This window comes from Sphingomonas sp. SORGH_AS_0789 (assembly GCF_031453055.1).
Lineage (GTDB): Bacteria > Pseudomonadota > Alphaproteobacteria > Sphingomonadales > Sphingomonadaceae > Sphingomonas.
Genome location: NZ_JAVIYV010000001.1, coordinates 2693877 through 2713709, shown reverse-complemented (window position 1 = coordinate 2713709; position 19833 = coordinate 2693877). Strand labels below are relative to the sequence as shown.

General features: G+C 70.0%; 16 protein-coding genes. 6 read left to right on the top strand and 10 right to left on the bottom strand.

All coding sequences use genetic code 11. From position 1 onward, the window contains the following. Nucleotides 1-45: 45 nt before the first annotated feature. Nucleotides 46-552, bottom strand: a complete 507-nt coding sequence (locus QE360_RS12480) for an energy transducer TonB (RefSeq protein ID WP_309701937.1) — start codon at nucleotides 550-552, stop codon at nucleotides 46-48. Between the two features lie 79 nt (nucleotides 553-631). Between QE360_RS12480 and argJ the strand changes: the two genes are divergently transcribed. Then, on the top strand, nucleotides 632-1858 hold the full coding sequence (gene argJ / locus QE360_RS12475; protein ID WP_309701935.1) for a bifunctional glutamate N-acetyltransferase/amino-acid acetyltransferase ArgJ: 1227 nt from the start codon (nucleotides 632-634) through the stop codon (nucleotides 1856-1858). 5 nt (nucleotides 1859-1863) lie between these two features. Further along, nucleotides 1864-2475: a glutathione S-transferase gene (locus tag QE360_RS12470; RefSeq protein WP_309701933.1), complete on the top strand. Its 612-nt coding sequence runs from the start codon at nucleotides 1864-1866 to the stop codon at nucleotides 2473-2475. A gap of 322 nt (nucleotides 2476-2797) precedes the next feature. Here QE360_RS12470 and trxA read toward each other — a convergent pair whose 3' ends face one another. The 9 genes from trxA to QE360_RS12425 all read right to left on the bottom strand — a co-directional run bounded on the left by trxA (nucleotide 2798) and on the right by QE360_RS12425 (nucleotide 16672). Further along, a complete protein-coding gene (gene trxA, locus QE360_RS12465) occupies nucleotides 2798-3118 on the bottom strand; it encodes a thioredoxin (protein WP_007404159.1) in 321 nt (106 codons plus the stop codon). A gap of 52 nt (nucleotides 3119-3170) precedes the next feature. Further along, nucleotides 3171-6626 (bottom strand): double-strand break repair helicase AddA, encoded by a 3456-nt coding sequence (gene addA, locus QE360_RS12460; RefSeq protein ID WP_309701931.1) that lies wholly within the window; start codon nucleotides 6624-6626, stop codon nucleotides 3171-3173. A 235-nt stretch (nucleotides 6627-6861) separates the two neighbouring features. Then, the gene (locus tag QE360_RS12455; RefSeq protein ID WP_309701928.1) at nucleotides 6862-9816 is read right to left on the bottom strand and encodes a PD-(D/E)XK nuclease family protein; all 2955 of its coding nucleotides are present in this window, start codon (nucleotides 9814-9816) and stop codon (nucleotides 6862-6864) included. Beyond that, the gene (locus QE360_RS12450) at nucleotides 9809-10564 is read right to left on the bottom strand and encodes a nucleotidyltransferase family protein (protein WP_309701926.1); all 756 of its coding nucleotides are present in this window, start codon (nucleotides 10562-10564) and stop codon (nucleotides 9809-9811) included. Before QE360_RS12450 ends, QE360_RS12455 begins: the two co-directional genes overlap by 8 nt. Continuing rightward, a complete protein-coding gene (locus tag QE360_RS12445) occupies nucleotides 10561-11544 on the bottom strand; it encodes a phosphotransferase (RefSeq protein WP_309704166.1) in 984 nt (327 codons plus the stop codon). Before QE360_RS12445 ends, QE360_RS12450 begins: the two co-directional genes overlap by 4 nt. Next, nucleotides 11541-11987, bottom strand: coding sequence for a tRNA (adenosine(37)-N6)-threonylcarbamoyltransferase complex ATPase subunit type 1 TsaE (gene tsaE, locus QE360_RS12440; RefSeq protein ID WP_309701924.1), 447 nt, complete (start codon nucleotides 11985-11987; stop codon nucleotides 11541-11543). Before tsaE ends, QE360_RS12445 begins: the two co-directional genes overlap by 4 nt. Then, complete coding sequence (locus tag QE360_RS12435; protein WP_309701922.1) at nucleotides 11984-14371, bottom strand: PAS-domain containing protein; 2388 nt, start codon at nucleotides 14369-14371, stop codon at nucleotides 11984-11986. Before QE360_RS12435 ends, tsaE begins: the two co-directional genes overlap by 4 nt. 159 nt (nucleotides 14372-14530) lie before the next feature. Continuing rightward, entirely contained in the window at nucleotides 14531-15949 is a 1419-nt protein-coding gene (ahcY, locus tag QE360_RS12430; RefSeq protein WP_307099625.1) for an adenosylhomocysteinase, read from the bottom strand. Between the two features lie 159 nt (nucleotides 15950-16108). Continuing rightward, on the bottom strand, nucleotides 16109-16672 hold the full coding sequence (locus QE360_RS12425; protein WP_309701921.1) for a YqgE/AlgH family protein: 564 nt from the start codon (nucleotides 16670-16672) through the stop codon (nucleotides 16109-16111). A 121-nt stretch (nucleotides 16673-16793) separates the two neighbouring features. Between QE360_RS12425 and QE360_RS12420 the strand changes: the two genes are divergently transcribed. The 4 genes from QE360_RS12420 (at nucleotide 16794) to QE360_RS12405 (ending at nucleotide 19638) form a co-directional block, all read left to right on the top strand. Then, nucleotides 16794-17273 carry a peroxiredoxin gene (locus QE360_RS12420; protein WP_309701918.1) on the top strand — a complete coding sequence of 160 codons (480 nt, stop codon included), beginning with the start codon at nucleotides 16794-16796 and terminating at the stop codon, nucleotides 17271-17273. 97 nt (nucleotides 17274-17370) lie between these two features. Beyond that, entirely contained in the window at nucleotides 17371-17589 is a 219-nt protein-coding gene (locus QE360_RS12415; RefSeq protein WP_307099630.1) for a hypothetical protein, read from the top strand. Between the two features lie 106 nt (nucleotides 17590-17695). Beyond that, on the top strand, nucleotides 17696-19132 hold the full coding sequence (locus QE360_RS12410) for an AMP nucleosidase (RefSeq protein WP_309701915.1): 1437 nt from the start codon (nucleotides 17696-17698) through the stop codon (nucleotides 19130-19132). A 59-nt stretch (nucleotides 19133-19191) separates the two neighbouring features. Then, the gene (locus QE360_RS12405) at nucleotides 19192-19638 is read left to right on the top strand and encodes a hypothetical protein (protein ID WP_309701913.1); all 447 of its coding nucleotides are present in this window, start codon (nucleotides 19192-19194) and stop codon (nucleotides 19636-19638) included. Nucleotides 19639-19833 lie beyond the last annotated feature (195 nt).

Genomic DNA, 19833 nt, shown 5'->3' with positions numbered 1-19833 from the left:
CGCGCGGCGCGTCCATCCGTTGCATGGTCCGGCAAGCCTTGACAGTCATCGCGCGTCCGTCGGCAGGCGCGGCAGCTCCCAGCGGACATTGAAACCGCGATAGATGCCGAGCACCGCCTGCCCCTTCTCATCACGGGCGGGTCGAAACCGGACATGGCCCACGACCATGGTGCAGGTCGCTTCGTCGAGGACCGCATGACCGCTGCTCTCCAGAACCTCGCATCGGGTCGGGCGCCCGTCCGGATCGACCAGGACCGCAAGGCTCGAACGCCCCTCCCACCCCTGACGCATCGCCTCATCGGGATAGGAATCGGGTCCGAAAGCGGCGGCCGGATTGCCCAGGATGCGCGGCGGGACGGCCGGAACCGGAAGATCGCGGGGTAAGCTCCCCAGACCGCCTTGCCGGCTGCGTTCATAAGCCCATTCGATCGAGAACGACGTCAGGACGAACAACACTATGGCAAGCACGCCGACCAGCGCCAGCACGCCGTTTCGCAGCCCGCGCCCTGCACCCCACATATCGCCCGTCCCCCCGATCCCGACGATCGCCATCAAAGCCGCCGCCCCGATCCGGGTCAAGCCGATGGAAGCGCTTGCCCCTGACCCCCGCTCGGTTATGTAGCTGGCCCCCATGAGCACCGCCACCTCGCCCCTCGCCCAGCCCTTCCCCGCCCTGCCCGCGATCGACGGCGTGACGCTGCGCGTCGCCCGCGCGCGGTACAAGAATTGGGATCGCTGCGACCTGACCTTCGTGACGCTGCCCGAGGGGACCAGTGTGGCGGGCGTGCTGACCACCAGCAAATGCCCCAGCCCGGAAGTCGAATGGTGCCGCAAGGCGCTGGTGCTGGGCCAGGCCCGCGCGCTGGTCGTCAATGCGGGCAATTCCAACGCCTTTACCGGCCATCGGGGCCGCGCCGCCGTCGAGGCGATCGCCGCGCGCACCGCCGCCGCGATGGAGTGCCAGCCCTCGGACGTGTTCATCGCCTCGACCGGCGTGATCGGCGTGCCGCTGCCCATCGACAAGGCCGAGGCGGGCCTGGACGCCGCCTTCACCGCCGCGCCCTGCGGGTGGGAGGACGCCGCCGCGACGATCATGACCACCGACACCTTCGCCAAGGGCGCGACGACCACCGCCATGGTCGATGGCCGCACGGTGACGCTGGCGGGGATCATCAAGGGATCGGGCATGATCGCGCCCGACATGGCGACGATGCTGGGCTTCATCTTCACCGACGCCGCGGTCGAACCCGAATTCCTGCAACGCGCGCTGAACGCCGCCAATGGCCGCAGCTTTTCGTGCATCACGGTCGATGGCGACACCTCGACCAGCGACACGGTGCTGGCCTTCGCCACGGGCAAGGCAGGCAATGCGCCGCTGGCCGATGACGACAGCGACGGCGCGGATGCCTTCCGCGCGGCGCTGGCCGATCTGTGCCACCAGCTCGCGCTGCTGGTCGTGCGTGACGGCGAGGGCGCGAGCAAGCTGATCGAGATCCGGGTCGAGGGCGCCGAGAGCGACCGTTCGGCGCACCGCATCGCGATGTCGATCGCCAACTCACCGCTGGTCAAGACCGCGATCGCGGGCGAGGACGCGAATTGGGGCCGCGTCGTCATGGCGGTCGGCAAGGCAGGCGAACCGGCCGAGCGCGACAAGCTGTCGATCCGCTTCGGCGAGACGCTGGTCGCGCGCGAGGGCCTGGCGGTCGAGGGCTATGACGAGGCCCCGGTCGCCGCGCATCTGAAGGGACAGGAGATTGCGGTCGGCGTCGACCTGGGCCTGGGCGACGGCGCGGCAACGGTTTGGACCTGCGATCTGACGCACGGCTATATCTCGATCAACGCCGATTATCGGAGCTGACGCCCATGCTGACCATCTGGGGCCGGATCAACTCGCACAACGTCAAGAAGGTGGTCTGGCTGGCCGAGGAAATGGCGCTGGCCTATGACCGGCGCGATGTCGGCGGGCCATTCGGCATGGATCAGGCGTACCGGGCGCTCAATCCCAACGCTCTGATCCCGACGATCGAGGATGACGGCTTCGTCCTGTGGGAGTCGAACAGCATCCTGCGCTATCTGGCGGCCAACCATGGCGGCGAGGCTTTCTATCCGGTCGATCCGCAAGCGCGGGCCTCGGTCGAGCGGTGGATGGACTGGGGCTTCACCTGGGCCGATGCGATCCGGCCGATCTTCTTCCAGATGATACGCACCGCCCCCGAGGCGCGCGACATGGCGCTGATCGAACGGAGCGTGGCGCGAGCGGCGGGGCTGTCGGCGATCCTGGACGATGTGCTGGGGCGGCAGGACTGGCTGTCGGGGTCTGCGTTCGGCATCGGGGATATTCCCGTCGCGGCCTATGCGAATACGTGGTTCCAGCTGCCGGTCGAGCGGCCCTCGCGGCCCAATCTGGAGCGCTGGTATGCGGCGTTGCAGGACCGCGCGCCGTTTCGCGATGTGGTGATGATCCCGCTGAGTTGATCGGCGGCGGGCGATGGTCTCGGTGAGACCCCATGCCCTCCCCCATCCCCTCCCGTTTACGGGAGGGGAGTGCCTTTTCGAGCCGCGCTGGACATAAAAAAAGCCCCCCCGCAGGCGGAGGGGTTTGGGGAGGGGAAGGCCGCGAGCTTCAGTCTCGGTGAGACCTCTGGCCCTCCCCCATCCCCTCCCGCTTGCGGGAGGGGCGTGCCTTTTCGAGCAGTGCCGGACAAAAAAGCCCCTCCCGCAGGCGGGAGGGGTTTGGGGAGGGCATGGGGCCTCGCAGAGACCGTCCCATGCCCGTTCAGTGGGCGCTATGGATTGCTTACAGCGCGCCTTCGAGCCAGGCCTTGATCCGGCCCTTGGGCTCGGCGCCGACCTTGGTCGCGGCGGCGGCACCGCCCTTGAACAGGATCATCGTCGGAATACCGCGCACGCCATAACGGCCGGGGGCGTCGGGATTGTCGTCGATGTTCAGCTTGGCGATCGTCACCTGCTCGCCCAGTTCCTCGGACAGTTCCTCCAGCGACGGGCCGATCATCTTGCACGGTCCGCACCATTCGGCCCAGAAATCGACCAGCACCGGCTTGTCGGAGTTCAGGACGTCCGCCTCGAAGCTGGCGTCGGTGATCTGCTTGGTTGCCATGTTCACTACACTCCTTGAATTGTCACCCATCTAGGGCGCGGGCCTCGGTGGCTCAACCACCGAGCGGCAAGCTTTGCTCCCGGTCGCGATAGCCGGGCTTGTGCGCGGCGAGCAGCGTGTCGGGCACCGGGACGAGCCGGGGCCCCGCCGTATAGAGCAGCGCCACCGACACGCGCTTGCCGGGAAAGATCACTTCCAACGCGGCGGCATAGCCCGCCATCTGCGCCAGATGGAACGCCGGCACGTCGTCGATGCCCCCCGGCGCGCGCCGCCCGGTCTTGTAATCGATCAGCCGGACCTCGTCGCCGTCGATCAGCAGCCGGTCGACCCGCCCCGACACGACCAGGCCATTGGCCAGCGTCGCGGCGATCGGCGCCTCCGCCAGCGATCCCGGCCCGAACAGCGGCGCATAGGCCGGATCGTCCAGGATCGCGAACACCGCCTGCGTCACATCGGCGCGCAGGCCCGCATCCTCGACCCCGGCGGCCTGCGCGAGCCAGCGCTCCGCCGCGCCGCGCCGCGCATCCGGCGCGACCGGGGGCAGGCGTTCGAGCAGGCAGTGGATCAGCCGCCCGCGCTCCGCCGCCGCGCGCATCGCGGGGGTGGGTGGCGGATCGGCCACCATATCCTCGCCCAGTTGCGACGGCGCGAGCGGGCGCGGCGGGCGCGACTCCTGCGGCGCGGGCCGGTGAACCCAGTCGGGCAGCGCGACGTCTTCGCGCCGGGCCGCGACGACCGCACCGGGGCGCGGCGCGACCGGCTCCTGCGGCCTGCGGCCCAGGAAGACGCGCGATTGGCCGTCGCCCGGCTCGACCTCCGGCACGCCCAGCGCGGTCATGGCGCGGGCACAGGTCGCGTACCAGCTGTGCATCGGCGGCACGCCCGCCGCGCGCTTGCCCAGCGCGCCCGCCACCACCAGCTGCTCCTCCGCCCGCGTCGCCGCGACGTAGAAGAGCCGCCAATGCTCGGCCAGTTCGCGCGCGGCGATCTCGGCGGCCACCGCGTCGAGCGGCCCGCCGCGTTCCTCGGCGCGCGGCGGAAAGACGGGGATGGGCTGCGCCCCCGGCTCGGGCGTCCAGCGCAGGATCGAACGCGGGCTTGCAGTCGGGTCGGCGGTGGCATCGGCGAGGATCACCAGCGGCGCCTGCAACCCCTTGGACCCATGCGCGGTCATCACCCGCACCGCGTCCAGCGGCGCGGAGGGGTCGCGCACGATCTCGACATCGCCCCGGTCGAACCAGTCGAGGAAGCGTTGCAGCGAGGGCGTCGTCGTACTCTCGAAGGTCAGCGCGGCGCCCAGCAGCTCCTCGATCGGGTCGCGCGCCTCGGTCCCCAACCGGCGGATCAGCTTGCGCCGACCGTCGAGCGGCCCCGACAGCAATTCCTCGAGGAACTGATAGGGCGTCGACACGTCTGCGCGCGCCAGCATCTGGCGAAGCGGCGCCAAGTCCTCGGCGGGCAGCGTCCGGGTCAGATGCGCCCATAGCGCGCCGCGCGCCCGGTGCCCCGCCGCCATCAGCCGCTCCTGCGACCAGCCGATCAGCGGCGACACCAGCAGCGCGGCCAGCGACAGATCGTCCTCGGGCTGCAACACGAAGCGCACCGCCGCCAGCAGGTCCTGAACCGCCAGCGGCGCGTTCAGCCGCAGCCGGTCGACGCCCGCCACCGGCACCCCCTCGGCATAGAGGCGCGCGACGATCAGCGAGGCGAGGTCGCCGCGCCGCTTGACCAGGATCATGATGTCCTGCGGCTCCAGGCGGCGGCCCTTGCTCTCCAGCATCACGCCATCGTCCAGCCAGCCGCGCACGGCGCGCGCGATGTCGGTGGCGACCTTGCGCACCGCATCGTCGATCCAGCCTTCCTCGTCCTCGTCGCTGCCCCCCGCCGCGACCGGCGGCCACAGGGTGATGCGACCGGGGCCCTTCACCTCGCTGGCGTGGCGCTCGACCTCATGCCCCATCCCCATGCCGGGTTCGCCCAACGCCTCGATCGCCGCATCGACGAACTCGAGGATCGGCGTGGTCGAGCGGAAGCTGTGGGTCAGCGACAGCTGGTTGAACGGCAAGCCGCGTTCGTCCTCGGGCCAGTCGTCATCGCCCGCCACCTCGTCCGCACGCCGCGAGAAATGCAGCTCGGCCGCCTGGAAGTTGATCGGGTCGGTCCCCTGGAAACCGAAGATCGCCTGTTTATGGTCGCCGACGGTGAACAGCGTCCGCGTCGAGGGCGCATAAAGGCCACGCCCGACGAAGAACTCGTCGGCCAGCGCGCGGACGATCCGCCACTGGTGCGCATTGGTGTCCTGCGCCTCGTCGATCAGCACATGCTCGGTCACCTGGTCGAGCTTGTAGCGGACCCATTCGCCGATGCCCGGCCGCTCCAGCAGATCGACGGTGGTGCGGATCAGGTCGTCGAAATCGACCGCGCCGATCGCCCGCTTGGACAATGTATAGGCCCGCGCATAGTCGCGCCCCACGGTCAGCGCATCGGCGAGCAGGTCGGCATGACGCGCGCGGGCGGCGAGGCCCAGCAGGTGACGGCACGCCTCGCCCAGTTCGCGCGCCATATCCTCATAATCGGGATCGGCATCAGTCAGCTTCTTGGAGGCCTTGCGCGGCTCGCCCTTGGCGGTGAAGACCGTGCCCATCAGTTCCTCGAGCAGCGCGACCCGCCCCGCCCGATCGCTGCCGATCCAGCGCTCCATCGCCGCCGCCGCCTTCTCGCCGGTCGCGGTGCCCCAGGCGCGGTTCGCGCCCGCCAGCCGGATGACGGCATCCTCGTCGATATCCTCGACACCGTCCGCGATAGCCTCGTCGATATCGCCCGAAGGCAGGTCGAGCGCACGGCGCAGCCAGGGCTGGATGCCGGTGGGCAGCGCCTCCAGCGCACCGGGCGCGCGTGCGCAGGCCGCAAGGAACGCCTCCGCCCCGCCCTCACCCAGCCGCAGCGACAGCGCGCCGACCGTCTCGACCGGGCCGACCCGGCCTTCGCGCTCGGCGGTCTCCAGCATCCGCGCCAGCGCCTCGCGCGCCAGCACCGCCTCTTCGCGCGCCTCCAACGGGCGGAAACCGGGGGCGAGGCCCGCCTCGACCGGAAAGGCCGCCAGCAGCCCCTGGCAAAAGCCGTGGATCGTCTGGATACGCAGGCCGCCGCCCGGTGCGTCGAGCACGCGCGCGAACAGCGTCCGCGCCCGCTCGCGCAAGTCGGGGGTCGCGGTTTCGCCCAGCGCCTTCAGATCGGCGAACAGCTCGGTCTCGGGCATCCGTACCCAGGCGGCGAGGCGGCCGTTGATCCGCTGCGCCATCTCGGCCGCGCCCGCCTTGGTGAAGGTCAGGCACAGGATCGCCTCGGGCGCGACGCCGCGCAGCAACAGGCGGAACACGCGCGCGGCCAGCACCTGGGTCTTGCCGGTGCCGGCCGATGCGGACAGCCAGACATGCGCGGCGGGGTCGCTGGCGGCGGCCTGGTCGCCCTTCAGCGGGGGCAGGTTCGCCATGGGCCGCGCGCTCATGCGAACTTGCCTTGCCGGTTCGCGGACGGAGAAACAGTTTTGCCCAGAGTTGAGGCCATCCCTTGCACTTCGACTTCGCTCCAGTGCGAACGTAAGATAGGATATAGGGCGACGATCCCTCTCGCTCCGTTCAGCCTGAGCGCAGTCGAAGGCCACGCGACCACGATCGCCCCAGTCCGGGGATCTGGCCAGCAGATGTCGGGGTCCAAGTCCCTCTCCCGCTACCACCGACGCTTCACCGATCACGGCCATACCATTCATCCCGCCGCATCAGCTGGTCATACTCTGCATAAGGCGCATATTCGGGCACCAGCTTGGCGGTGAACGGCGCATCCCCGGTCAGCCATTGCCCGGCCGCCTCGGCGAAATTCGACGCCGCGATGGCAACGAACTCGTCGGTGCGGATCCGCTCGCGCTTGCCGTCGGGATCGACCGGAGTGGCGATATAGCCCAGCCCCTCGCGCCCGCGCCCCAGCGACCAATATTCGAAACCGCCCGCCTTGCCCGACACGCCCTCGAACCCGCCACGCTCGGCGATCAGGCCGAGCAGCCCGAGTTGCAGGCTGAACCCCTCGCGCACCGCCGTGGTGGAGGGCGGCTTGCCGGTCTTATAGTCGATCACCACCAGCGCGCCGTCCGCCGCCTTGTCGATCCGGTCGAACCGTCCGGTCAGGGTGACGCCCGCCAGCTTGGCCTCGCCCTTGCCTTCCGCGCTCAGGACATGACGGCCCTCGGCGGCCTTGGCGGCGACCTCGGCGGCGATCCAGTCGATCGCCTCGATCAGACGCGGCTGCCACAGCGCGCGCATCATCGGATGGGTCCGCTGGTCGCGCAGCATCGCCAGCGCACGCGGGCGGAGCGCCGAGACGTCGCAGGCGTCCTCCTTCCACCACATCTCCAGGATGTCGTGGACGGCGGTGCCGCGCCACGCCGCGCTGGGATCGGCATCGACCGGGTCGAGCGGCGACAGGCGGAGCACCCGGCGCGCGTAAAAGGCGTAAGGATCGGCCTTCAGCCGGTCGACCTCGGTCACCGAAATGGTCGTGGGGCGCAGCGCGGCGGGCGGCTTGGGCGCGGGGCGATCCGCGGGGGTATAGTCGTCGGGCCGGTCGAGCCGTTCCGCCCAGCGCGCGAGGGTCGGATGCGCCTCGAACCGATCGCCCGCCATCGCCTGAAGCCGCAGCCAGAAGCGCGAGGCGAGCGTCGGTCCGCTGGCGTCGCGGCGCGCACGGGTCAGGATCGCGCGCGGCGCGCCCATCGCTTGCGCCAGGTCATGCGCGGCGATGCCGATCCGCTGCTCCAGACCCACCAGCCCCAGCAGCGAGCGGATGCGCGGCGCCAGCCACGGATCGGGCGCGGGCCGCCCCGGCCAGACGCCTTCGTTCAGCCCGCCCGCGATCATCAGGTCGGCGGTCTGGAGGCGCGCCTCGATCGGGCCATAGATGGCGAGGCGCGGATGCTGCCCCTCGCGCGGGATGGCGCGCACCGCGATCTCGTCGAACAGGCTGCGCAGCAGGCCCGGCAGTTCGGCGGGATCGGCGCGCGCGGGGCCATGATCGGCCTGTTCCTCATAGCCCGCCAGGAATTCCGCCGCCGCGCGCCCCTGCGGCCCGGTCCACAGCGCGTCGCCGCACAGACTCTGCCCGCATTCGCGCAGACAAGCGAGCAGGGTGCGCAGGCCCTGCGGCCCGTCGCCAAAGGTCCGCCCGACCGCCTCCAGCATCGGTGCGGCCTGGCTCCAGAAGGCGGCGGCGGTCGGCTTGTCGGCGACATGCGCGGCGATCCCATCCAGCCCCGGCGCCGGACGCGGCCCCCGGAGCGCCCGGTCGAGCGCACGCACGCCGTCCAGCCACGCCACCCGGTCCATCTCGCCACGGATCAGCGGATGCTTGAGCAGCGCCAGCAGCGGCAGGGGCGCGAAATGCTGCGCCGCCGCCTCGGCCAGCTGGAGCAGGAACGTCCCCGGCAGCAGGATCGACAAGGGCCGCCCCGCCGTATCGTCGATCAGGATGTTCCACCGCCGACAATGCGCCGCCACCCGCCGCGCCAGCGCGCGATCGGGGGTGACGAGCGCCGCCGTGCGACCCGGCTCCTCGATCGCCTCGCGCAGCGCCAGTGCGATCGCCTGGGCTTCCTCGGCGGGGGTGGCGAGCTCGATGGTCGACACGCCCGACAGTCGTCGGTCCTCGGCGGGCATCTCGGTCCACTTGCCGGTAAAGTCCGCCGGGGCCATGGCATTGGCGATGGCGCGGCCGCGCACCGGCCCCGCGTCGTAATCGCCGCCGCCGCGCCACACCGTCACCTCGCCCCGCCCGACGCTCATCCGGTCGAGCAGCAGCTTCAGCGCATATTGCGGATGCGTCTCGATCGATCGCCGGGTGCGGCCGGTATCGGGGTCGGGCTTGTGGGGGCCGAGCGCATCCCATTCCTCGTCGGGCATGGTCAGGTCCAGCCCGGCGAACACCACCGATCCCCCCGGCATCTCGGACACGCAGCGCAGGAGCCGTGCGACGGCAGGCGCGGTATCGGTGACGCCCGCCGCACAGACGAACCCGGCGGGCTGCGCCTCGGCCCAGCGCGCGGTGATCCGGTCGAGCAGCAGCGTCCGCCGCTTGGCCGCATCGATCCGCCCCATCTTCGCCAGCACCGCAGGCCAGCGGTCGAGCACCACCGAAAAGGTCGCCAGCGCCGATTGCCAATGCTCGGTCAGTTCGGGACCCAGGTCGAGCGCGGCAAGTTTGGCCGGGTCGACCTCCTCGACCAGCATCTGGTCCAGCGTGCGCGCCAGATCGCCCGCCAGCCGCACCGCCTCGGCCGCCGTCACCGGCTGACCGGCGCGCTGGCGTTCCTGCTCGACCAGCCGCGCGAGGATCATCCGGCGCGCGGAGGGTGCGATGGCGGGCGGCGGGGGCGCCTCGGCATCCGCCGGATCGAGCGCGGAGCCCGCCGCCTCGCCCAGTTCGGGATCGCCCAGCGCCACCATGCGCGGCAGGATCAGGCCGCCGCCGCTGGCGCGCACGAACGCCTCGGTCACCGCGCGGACGCCGCGATTGGTCGGCAGCAGGATCATGCCCTGCGCCAGCGTCAGCGGATCGCCGCCGGTGCGCCGCATCAGCCCCGCGACCAGCGTATCGGCGAACCCGCGATGCGCCGGGATCGTGTGCAGCCTCGGGCGGCGCGGCTCAGCCATCCGCGAGGATCAGTTCCGTCTGCGGAATGGCGCGCGGCGTGCCGACATCGAACCACAGCCCCTGATGCACCTGGCCATAGGCGCGCCCGGCCGCGATCGCGCGGTCCCAGAACAGGTTGGTCGAAAAGGCCCCCTCGGGCGCATCGGCGATGATCCGGGGGTGCAGGATCTGGAGCCCGGTATAGGAGAAGGGCGCGACTCGGCCGGGCCTGCGCCGCCCGGTGATCCGGCCATCGGCCCCCAGATGGAAATCCCCCTGCCCCTGATGATTGTGCGCGCGCGCCAGCGGCACCATCAGCAACAGCGCGTCCATCGCGGCCTCGTCCCAGCGCGATGCCAGCAGGCGGATCGCGTCGACCGGCCCGTCGACCCACAGATTGTCGCTGTTGACCACCAGCACCGGCGCGTCGCCCAGCAGCGGCCGCGCCTTGACCAGCCCGCCGCCGGTTTCCAGCAACTGGTCGCGCTCGTCCGAGATGACGATCTCGATCTCCGGGAACCGGTCGCGCAGATGCGCCTCCAACTGGTCCGCCAGGTAATGGACATTGACCACCGCCCGCTCGACCCCCGCCGCGACCAGCCGGTCGAAGACGTGATCGATCAGCGGCTTGCCCGCCACCGACACCAAGGGCTTGGGCCGGGTCGCGGTCAGCGGGCGCATCCGCTTGCCGATCCCCGCCGCCATCACCATCGCGGTGCGCGGCACGCGGCCCGCCGGGGTGGGCCGAATGGAAAGCTGTCGGGTCATTCGCCGTCGCCCCGCGATGCAAGGACATGGGGATCGCCGCGCAACTCGGGCGGCACATTGTCGTCGAACCAGGCCGCGACCGGCGCCAGCACCGGCTGCGACAGGTCGCGTTCCAGATAGGCCCAGACGCGCGGGCAGAGCGCGGCGTAACGCGGCTTGCCGTCGCGCTTCCACAGGCGGGTGAAGATGCCCAGGATCTTGGCGTTCCGCTGCGCGCCCAGCACATGATAGGCGTTCAGGAACGCATCCCCCTCGCCCGTCGCGGCCAGATAGCGTTCCAGCATCGCCTGCTCGATCGACGGCTCGACATCGCGCCGCGCGTCCTGAAGCAGCGAGACGAGGTCATAGGCGGCATGCCCCGCCAGCGCGTCCTGAAAGTCGAGCAGCCCCAGCGTCCGCATCGGCCCGACCAGCATCAGATTCTCGACATGATAGTCGCGCAGCACGGTGACGGGATTGTCGGCGATGGCATGGGCGAACACTTGGTCCCAGGCGGCGCGATAGCCCTCGACATCGACCTCCAGGCCGACCGTGGGCGTGTACCATTCGGGGAACAGCGCCGCCTCGCGGTGGAGGACGGCGGCGTCATAGGGGGCCAGCCCCTCGGGCGCGTGGCCGCGCAGCGCGGCGAGCAGGTCGACCGCATCGCTATAGAGCTTCGCCGTCGCGTCGGGATCGGCCTCGATCGCCTCGCGCATCCGGTCGTCGCCGAAATCCTCGATCAGGACCAGCCCGCGCACCTCGTCCGCGCCCAGGATCGCGGGCGCGGCAAAGCCCCGGCCGACCAGCCAGCGCGCGATCGCGATGAAGGGGCGCGGGTCCTCATGCGGCGGCGGCGCGTCCATCAGGACGGCGCTGTGGCCAGCGCGCGTGACGCGAAAATAACGGCGGAACGAGGCGTCACCGGCGAGCGGCGCGACCACCGCCCCCTCCCATCCGACGCTTGCAAGAAAGGCGGCGGCGTCCGCCGGCGGGGTCATATCGGCCATCGCGCTTCCCAGCCCGAGGGGACCCTGGCTGTCAAGACACGTCCGCCATCCGGATCCATCTCCAGCGTCAGCGCCAACGCCTGCGGCCAGGCATCGGGGCCCGCGCGGTCGGGCCATTCGACGACCAGCGCCGAGTCCCACAACGCCTCGTCCAGCCCCAGTTCCTCCAGCTGCTCCGGCCCGTCGAGCCGGTAGAGATCGACATGCAGCACGGGGAAGGCCGTCTCGGGCGGGGCATAGGGCTGGACGATCGCGAAGCTCGGGCTCGGCGCCTCGCCGGGCAGGCCGAGCGCCGCCAGCAGCCCGCGCGCCAGGCTGGTCTTGCCCGCGCCCAGCGTGCCGGTCAGCGTCACCACGTCGCCGGGGCGGAGATGTGCGGCCAGGCGGCGGCCGAAATCCTCGGTGGCGGCGGCATCGGCCAGCCGGATCGTCATGGCTTTTCCTTTGCGGTCGGGGTCTTGTCGGCCACCCTTCGCGGCAGTTCCACCGTGACCAGCGTCCCCTGCCCCGGTTCGGACAACAGGCTGATGGTGCCGCCATGCGCCTCGACGAACTGCTTGGCGAGCGGCAGGCCCAGCCCCAGCGCGCGCTCGCCGGTGGCCTTGATCCCCGGCTCGGCGAAGCGGTCAAAGGCATGGGCGACCGATTGTTCGTCCATGCCCTGGCCGTCGTCGGACACCACGATCCGCGCGCGCGCCGAATCGCCATCGGCATGGAGCAGGATGCGCCCGCCCTCGGGCGTCTGCTCGACCGCATGGCGCAGCAGATGCTCGATCGTCTCCTGCAGGCGGCGGCGGTCGCCGGTGATCCGGCCGAGCGAGCGGTGGATCTCGACCGCGAAGTCCAGCTTGCGCCGCCCCGCGACCGGGCGGATCGTGTCTGCCGCCGCACGCGCGACGCGGCCCAGTTGCACATCCTCGCGCGCGATGTCGGCATCCACCTGGTCGCGGGTCAGGTCGAGCACATCGTCAACCAGCAGCCCCAGCCGCTCGGTCGATTCGAGGATCGCCTCGATATAGCTGATCGCGGTATCGGGCAGCGGCCCGGCAAAGCCGCCATGCAGCATCTCGGCAAAACCGCTGATCGAGGTCAGCGGGGTGCGCAGCTCATAGCTCATATTGGCGACGAAGGCGGTCTTGACCTTGTCCGCCGCCTCCAGCGCATCGGCCCGGTCGCGCGCGGCCTGTTCGGCGCGTCGGCTGTCGGTGATGTCGAGCAGCGTGAACAGCGCGTTGCCGTCGGGCAACGGCACGCCCGCAAATTCGAAATGCCGCCCATCGGCAAAGGCGACGCGCCCGCTGCGCTGCTGCCGCTCCAGCGTTGCGGACCGGACCAGCTCGACGATCAGTTCGGACCGGCTGGGGGTCGCCAGCCGCCCGGCGACCCGGTCGACAAAGGCATCGACACGCGGATGGCTGGACAGGAATTCCTCCTCCAGCCCCCAGAGCGCGCGGAAGCGGTTGTTCCACAGTTGCAACCGGCCATCGGCGGCGAAGACGCCCAGCGCCTCGAACAGATTGTCGAAGGTCGCGGTGCGCACGCGCAACAGCGTGTCGCGCGCCGAGGCCAGCTGCACCTCCTCGGTCCGGTCCTCGAAGATCAGCAGCAGGCCGCCATCGGGCAGCGGCTGGGCGACGACGCGCAAATGGGTGCCGCCGGGCAGATGCCATTGCTCCTCGATGCCGCCCCCCGCCTGGCGGAACCAGGCGGCGCGCTCGGCCTTCCAGCCGGGGAAGTCGCGGACCTCGGGACTTCGACTGGCTTCGCGCATCCGCTCCAGGACGCGGTCGAATTCGGGATGGTCGGCCAGCCATTCGGCGCGCATCGCGAACATCCGGCGGAACGGCTGGTTGCAGAAGACGAGGCCCCGGTCGGGCCCGAAATGCGCGACCGCCGCCGACAGCCGGTCGAGCATCGCCCGCTGCGCCTCGGCAAAGCGCTTGGCGCCCGCGCGCGACTGTTCCAAATCCTCGATATCGACCGCAAAGCCCGCAATGCCCCCGGTCGGCAAAGGCACGTCGAAGATGTGCAGCGCGCGCCGCGCGCCGTCGATCGTCGCGGGCAGCACCTGTTCGTGCGGTCGTCCCTGGTCGCGCGCCGCCGCCGCCCCCGCCAGCGGGCCGCCGCGCCCCGATCCCTCGACCAGTTCCAGCCCGCGCCCGACCACATCGGCGGCATCGCGCCCCTCGACCGCCTCGACATAGGCGGTGTTGACCATGGCGAGCCGCAAATCGTCGCCGCGATACCACATGGGCAGCGGCGCCGCCTCGATCAGCCCGGTCAGCGCCTGGAAGGCATTGCCCAACCGCTTGGTCTCGGCATCCAGCCGCGCAATCTCGTCCTGCGCATCGGTCATGTCGAAGACCCAGACGACCACCGCGCCGCCCGCACCCTGGTCCTGCGGCGCGCGCGCGCCGTCGAACAACAGCGTCCTGGGCGACCCCTGCGGCCGGATGATCCGACGGAAGCGCTTGCCGGTCTTCTGCGCGGCGATCAGGTCGATGCCCAGCGCGGCGCTGTCGTCGGGGGTCAGGCCGCAGACCTCGTCCCCCAGTTCCTCGGGGAAGCGCGCGACGTCGGGCAGGCCCAGCCAGTCGGCCAGGCGCCGGGGCATGTCGATCCGCCCGTCGCTGCGCACCAGCATCGCCTGCGCCGGCCCGGCGCGCAGCAGCGCATCCAGCCGGTCGCGCTCCAGCCGCACCGCCGAGGCTTCCTTGCGGGCGCGCAGCCCCAGGAACATCAGGGCCATGCCCGTGACGATGACGGCGCACGCCGCCGCCCCCAGCAGAGCCGCCTCGACGCTGCTGATCGCGATCATCCGACAAGGTCCGGGGCAAGGCTGCGCATCCCTACTCCTCTAACCCGATCCGCCAGCGATGCGCCACAATGAAGAAGAGCGCCGCGTGTCCCGCGCGAAAAAGGGGGCCGCCCGGCCGGGCAGCCCCCTTCCCTTCCCATCGGCCGGAGCCGAGCGGGATCAGTAGCGGTAATGATCCGGCTTGAACGGACCCTCGACCGGCACGCCGATATAGGCGGCCTGCTTCTCGCTCAGCTTCGACAGCTGGACGCCCAGCTTTTCGAGGTGGAGCGCGGCGACCTTCTCGTCGAGGTGCTTCGGGAGAACGTACACTTCGTTCTTGTAGTTCTCGCCCTTGGTCCACAGCTCGATCTGGGCGAGCGTCTGGTTGGTGAACGAGGCCGACATCACGAAGGACGGGTGGCCGGTCGCGCAGCCCAGGTTCACCAGGCGGCCCTTGGCCAGCACGATGATCTGCTTGCCGTCCGGGAACTCGACCAGGTCGGTGCCGGGCTTCACTTCGGTCCACTTGTAGTTCGACAGCGCCGCGATCTGGATCTCGGAGTCGAAGTGGCCGATGTTGCAGACGATCGACATGGGCTTCATCGCCTTCATGTGATCGGCGGTGATGACGTCGGCATTGCCGGTCGCGGTGACGAAGATGTCGGCGCGCTTCACGGCCTCATCCATGGTCACGACCTCGAAGCCCTCCATCGCCGCCTGCAGCGCGCAGATCGGGTCGATCTCGGTCACGAGCACGCGCGCGCCGCCATTGCGGAGCGACTGGGCCGAGCCCTTGCCCACGTCGCCGAAACCGGCGACCGCGGCGACCTTGCCCGCCAGCATGACGTCGGTGGCGCGACGGATCGCGTCGACCAGCGATTCCTTGCAGCCATAGAGGTTGTCGAACTTCGACTTGGTGACCGAGTCGTTGACGTTGATCGCCGGGAAGGGCAGCTCGCCCTTCTTCGCGATCTCGTACAGGCGGTGAACGCCGGTGGTCGTCTCTTCCGACACGCCCTTCAGGTTCTTGACGGTCTGGGTCAGATAGCCCGGCTTCTTGGCGATGAACGCCTTGACCGAACGCTGGAACTCGACCTCTTCCTCGTTCTCCGGCTCGCCGAAGGTCTGGCCGGCTTCCAGCTTGGCGCCCCACAGCGCGAACATGGTCGCGTCGCCGCCATCGTCCAGGATGATGTTGGCGGTGGTGCCGTCACCATTCTTGTCCCAGTCGAAGATGTCGCCGACATAGTCCCAATATTCGGCCAGCGTCTCGCCCTTCACGGCGAAGACGGGGATGCCCGCAGCGGCGATCGCGGCGGCGGCATGGTCCTGGGTCGAGAAGATGTTGCAGGTCGCCCAGCGCACATCGGCGCCCAGCGCGGTCAGCGTCTCGATCAGCACGGCGGTCTGGATCGTCATGTGCAGCGAGCCGGTGATGCGCGCGCCCTTGAGCGGCTGCGCCGCGCCGAATTCCTCGCGCAGGGCCATCAGGCCGGGCATCTCGGTCTCGGCGATCTTGATCTCGGCGCGGCCGAAATCGGCCAGGCCGATATCCTTGATGACGTAATCGTTCTTGGTGGCAGCAGTCGTGGACACGACGAAACTCCGTGCAAAATGGGGCCGACCAAGACGTGGGAAACGCCGATCGGCACGGCCGACGCCTTAGCGGCGATCGCCTTAGGGATCAAATATAAAGATATCTTTATATCGTTGAGCGGGTATCGGATGCGGGCCGATACCGGCGGGAACGCGGGCTCAGGCCGTGCCGCCGCCGGTCACCAGCTGGCGCGGATCGACCCCGGCCGCGCCGAACGCCGCCTGCCACCGCCCGCCCGCGCCGACATCATAGAGGATACGCGGCTCGCCGCCGACATTGAACCAGCATCCCGGCTCGCGCAGCTCGCCCTCCAGCTGGCCCGCATCCCATCCGGCATAGCCGAGCGCGACGATCCAACGTTCCGGCCCCCGCCCCTCGGCGATGGCGCGCAGCACGTCGACCGTGCTCGACAGGACCCAGCGGCCGCCGACATCGACGCTGTCCTGCCCCTGCCAGTCATGGCTGTGCAGTACGAAGCCGCGCCGGGGCTCGACCGGGCCGCCATAATGGACCGGCGCGTCGGGTGCGTCGCCGGGCGCGATGCCGAACTGGTCGAGCAGCGCGTGGAAGCCGATGCCGTCGATCGTCGCGCCGACGCCGATGCCCAGCGCGCCGCCTTCGTCATGCGCACACATCGCGATGATCGCATGATCAAAATGGGGATCGGTCATGCCGGGCATGGCCAGCAGGAATTGGCCGGAGAGATAGGTCAGTTGATGCACATCCCGACTATAGGGATCACCGCTTCGCCTCGCCATGCTTGAAATGCGGGGCGGCTTGGCGGCATGGACGGCCCCGACACCCGGCATGGTGCCGGGCCGCGATGCCCCAAGGATTGCAACGATGACGATCAAGGTCGGAGACCGCCTCCCCGCCGCCACGCTGGTCAAGGTGACGCCCGAGGGCCCCGAGCAGGTGAACGCCGCCGATTACTTCGCCGGTCGCCGCGTCGCGCTGTTCGCGGTGCCGGGCGCCTTCACCCCCACCTGTTCGGCGCAGCACCTGCCCGGCTTCATCGCCCAGGCCGATGCGCTGAAGGCCAAGGGCGTGGACGAGATCGCCTGCACCTCGGTCAACGACGCCTTCGTCATGAAGGCCTGGGGCCAGGTGCAGGGCGCGGGCGGCGTCACGATGCTGGCCGACGGCAATGGCGATTTCGCCAAAGCGGTCGACCTGACGCTGGACGGCACCAAGTTCGGCATGGGCCTGCGCAGCCAGCGCTACACCATGCTGGTCAATGACGGCGTGGTCGAACAGCTGTTCGTCGAGGCGCCGGGCGAGTTCAAGGTCAGCTCGGCCGAGTACCTCCTCAGCCAGCTCTGACCGAGCGGACGGCGCGGGGATTTGGATCGCTCGCGGAACAGCCCCAAGTCCCCATGCGTTTTGCACGCGAGGATCAACAGACAAGAGGAACCATGGCATGACCACCTATGTCCCCCCCGAAAAGCAGGCCGAGGCCAAGAGCCTCGCCGAAAAGGCGCAGGGCGCGGCCAAGGCCGCCGGTGACACGGTGAAGAGCCACCCCTATGCCGCCGCCGGAATCGCGGCGGGCGTCGCGGCGGCGGTGGCCGGGGCGGCGTTCGGCGCGGCCAAGCTGCGCACCGCCAGCGACGACGAGAATTCGACGCAGGGCGCCTGACCCGACGGGGCGGGTGCGGACGGCCACGGCATCGTCCGCACCCGCTTGCCAGCTTCCGCGACACACCCGCTTGTCAGCTTCCGCGACAGGGCCTAGCTCCTGTTGCATGACCAATGCCGTACAGATCGTCGAGGAACTCGACCGCCTCTACACCGCCTCCGTCACGCGGCTGAAGGACGCGCTGACCGCCTATCTTCGCGACGGCACCGTGCCCTCGCTCGACGACCGGGCGCATGGCTGTTTCGCCTATCCCGAAATCCGCCTGGTCTTTCGCGGCGACGTCGGACGCCCGACCCCGATGCGTTCCTTCGGACGGCTGGTATCGCCCGGCGACTATCGGATCAGCGTCACCAAGCCCGCCCTGTTCAAGGACTATCTGGTCGAGCAGCTGACCCTGCTGATCGAGGATTACGACGTCACCGTCGAGGCGGTGGCGGGGCGGCAGGAAATCCCCTTCCCCTATGTGCTCGATCCCGGCCACGCGTTGAGCCTGGACACGGTGTCGGCGGCCGAGCTGGCGCGCTTCTTCCCCGCGACCGAGCTGGCCCATATCGGCGACGAGATCGCCGACGGGCTGTGGATGACCGCCGACGGCAACCGGCCGCTGGCGCTGTTCGACGGGCTTCGCACCGACTTCTCGCTCGCCCGGCTGCGCCATTATACCGGCACGCCGCCCGAACATTGCCAGCGTTTCGTGCTGTTCACCAACTATCACCGCTATGTCGACGAGTTCGTCCGTTGGGGCGCCTCGCAGCTGGGCGAGGGGTCGCGCTTCACCGCCCTGTCGGGCGCGGGCGGCGTGGTGATCGAGCGGCCCGAGGATGTCGACAAGATCGTCACCGACAGCGCGTGGCGGCGGCACCAGATGCCCGCCTATCACCTGGTCGCCAAGGACGGCACCGGCATCACCCTGGTCAATATCGGCGTCGGCCCGTCCAACGCCAAGACGATCTGCGACCATCTGGCGGTCATGCGGCCCGAGGCGTGGCTGATGATCGGCCATTGCGGCGGGCTTCGTCCCAGCCAGCGGATCGGCGACTATGTGCTGGCGCACGCTTATCTGCGCGACGACCATGTGCTGGACGATGTGCTGCCGCCCGAAATTCCCGTTCCCGCCATCGCCGAGGTGCAGGTTGCGCTGGCCAGGGCGGCCGAGATCGTGTCCGGCCAGTCGGGTGACGACCTCAAGCGTCGGCTGCGCACCGGCACGATCGTCACCACCGACGATCGCAACTGGGAATTGCGCTATTCCAAGTCGGCGCTGCGCTTCTCGCTCAGCCGCGCGGTCGGCATCGACATGGAGTCCGCGACGATCGCGGCGCAGGGCTATCGCTTTCGCGTGCCCTATGGGACGCTGCTCTGCGTGTCGGACAAGCCGCTGCACGGCGAGCTGAAGCTGCCGGGCCAGGCCAACCGCTTCTATGAGCGCGCGATCAGCGAGCATATGCGGATCGGCATCGAGACGTGCGAACAGCTCCGCCGCGAGGGCAACAAGCTGCACAGCCGCAAGCTGCGCGCGTTCAACGAGCCGCCCTTCCGCTGACCGGCAACCGGCGGCGGGGCGAAGCGTTACGCAGACGGACCGAAACAGGGGGAATGTCGATGGTCGATACACCGGACACCAACAAGCCACGCCCGCCCCGCCGCCGCGCCGCGCCCAAGACGGCGGGCACCGCCGCGTCCCGGAAACGTCCCGCGCCCAAGCCGGTCGAGGACAAGCCGCGCGAAGAGGCCGAGCCCGTCGCGGTAGAGGATGAGGCCGCCAAGGCCCCCCAACCCGCCGCCAAGCCCAAGGCACCGCCCAAGCCGCGATCGACCAAGCGGACCACACCGCGCAAGTCGCCGCCGCGCAAGCCTGCTCCCATCAAGCCCGCACCGGCACCGGCGCTGGGCAAGCATGGGCTCGACCGGGTCGGCGGCAAATGGGGGGTGGCGTCGATTTTGGGGAGCCTCGCCGCGGCGGCCGGACTGACCGCGGCGCTGCTGTCGCTGCGGGGGAGTACGCCGAAGCGGGACAAGGGCGAAGGCGAAGACGGCAAGAAGGACTGATCCCCGACCTCCGTTCAGCCTGAGCGCAGTCGAAGGCCACGGGAAGGCCCGTCTCCTTGGCCTATGGTCGGGCGTGGGCTTCGACTTCGCTCAGCCTGAACGGGCGCTGGGTTAAGCGCCCCTCCACCACCGCTTCGCGGCGGTCCCCCTCCCCATCAAAGATGGGGAGGATTTGGGGTGCCGCTTCATTCCTCC

Excerpts from the sequence above, each read along its gene's own strand:
- QE360_RS12480 (WP_309701937.1), bottom strand. The coding sequence starts at position 552 with ATGGCGATCGTCGGGATCGGGGGGACGGGCGATATGTGGGGTGCAGGG.
- argJ (WP_309701935.1), top strand. The coding sequence starts at position 632 with ATGAGCACCGCCACCTCGCCCCTCGCCCAGCCCTTCCCCGCCCTGCCC.
- QE360_RS12470 (WP_309701933.1), top strand. The coding sequence starts at position 1,864 with ATGCTGACCATCTGGGGCCGGATCAACTCGCACAACGTCAAGAAGGTG.
- trxA (WP_007404159.1), bottom strand. The coding sequence starts at position 3,118 with ATGGCAACCAAGCAGATCACCGACGCCAGCTTCGAGGCGGACGTCCTG.
- addA (WP_309701931.1), bottom strand. The coding sequence starts at position 6,626 with ATGAGCGCGCGGCCCATGGCGAACCTGCCCCCGCTGAAGGGCGACCAG.
- QE360_RS12455 (WP_309701928.1), bottom strand. The coding sequence starts at position 9,816 with ATGGCTGAGCCGCGCCGCCCGAGGCTGCACACGATCCCGGCGCATCGC.
- QE360_RS12450 (WP_309701926.1), bottom strand. The coding sequence starts at position 10,564 with ATGACCCGACAGCTTTCCATTCGGCCCACCCCGGCGGGCCGCGTGCCG.
- QE360_RS12445 (WP_309704166.1), bottom strand. The coding sequence starts at position 11,544 with ATGACCCCGCCGGCGGACGCCGCCGCCTTTCTTGCAAGCGTCGGATGG.
- tsaE (WP_309701924.1), bottom strand. The coding sequence starts at position 11,987 with ATGACGATCCGGCTGGCCGATGCCGCCGCCACCGAGGATTTCGGCCGC.
- QE360_RS12435 (WP_309701922.1), bottom strand. The coding sequence starts at position 14,371 with ATGATCGCGATCAGCAGCGTCGAGGCGGCTCTGCTGGGGGCGGCGGCG.
- QE360_RS12420 (WP_309701918.1), top strand. The coding sequence starts at position 16,794 with ATGACGATCAAGGTCGGAGACCGCCTCCCCGCCGCCACGCTGGTCAAG.
- QE360_RS12415 (WP_307099630.1), top strand. The coding sequence starts at position 17,371 with ATGACCACCTATGTCCCCCCCGAAAAGCAGGCCGAGGCCAAGAGCCTC.
- QE360_RS12410 (WP_309701915.1), top strand. The coding sequence starts at position 17,696 with ATGACCAATGCCGTACAGATCGTCGAGGAACTCGACCGCCTCTACACC.
- QE360_RS12405 (WP_309701913.1), top strand. The coding sequence starts at position 19,192 with ATGGTCGATACACCGGACACCAACAAGCCACGCCCGCCCCGCCGCCGC.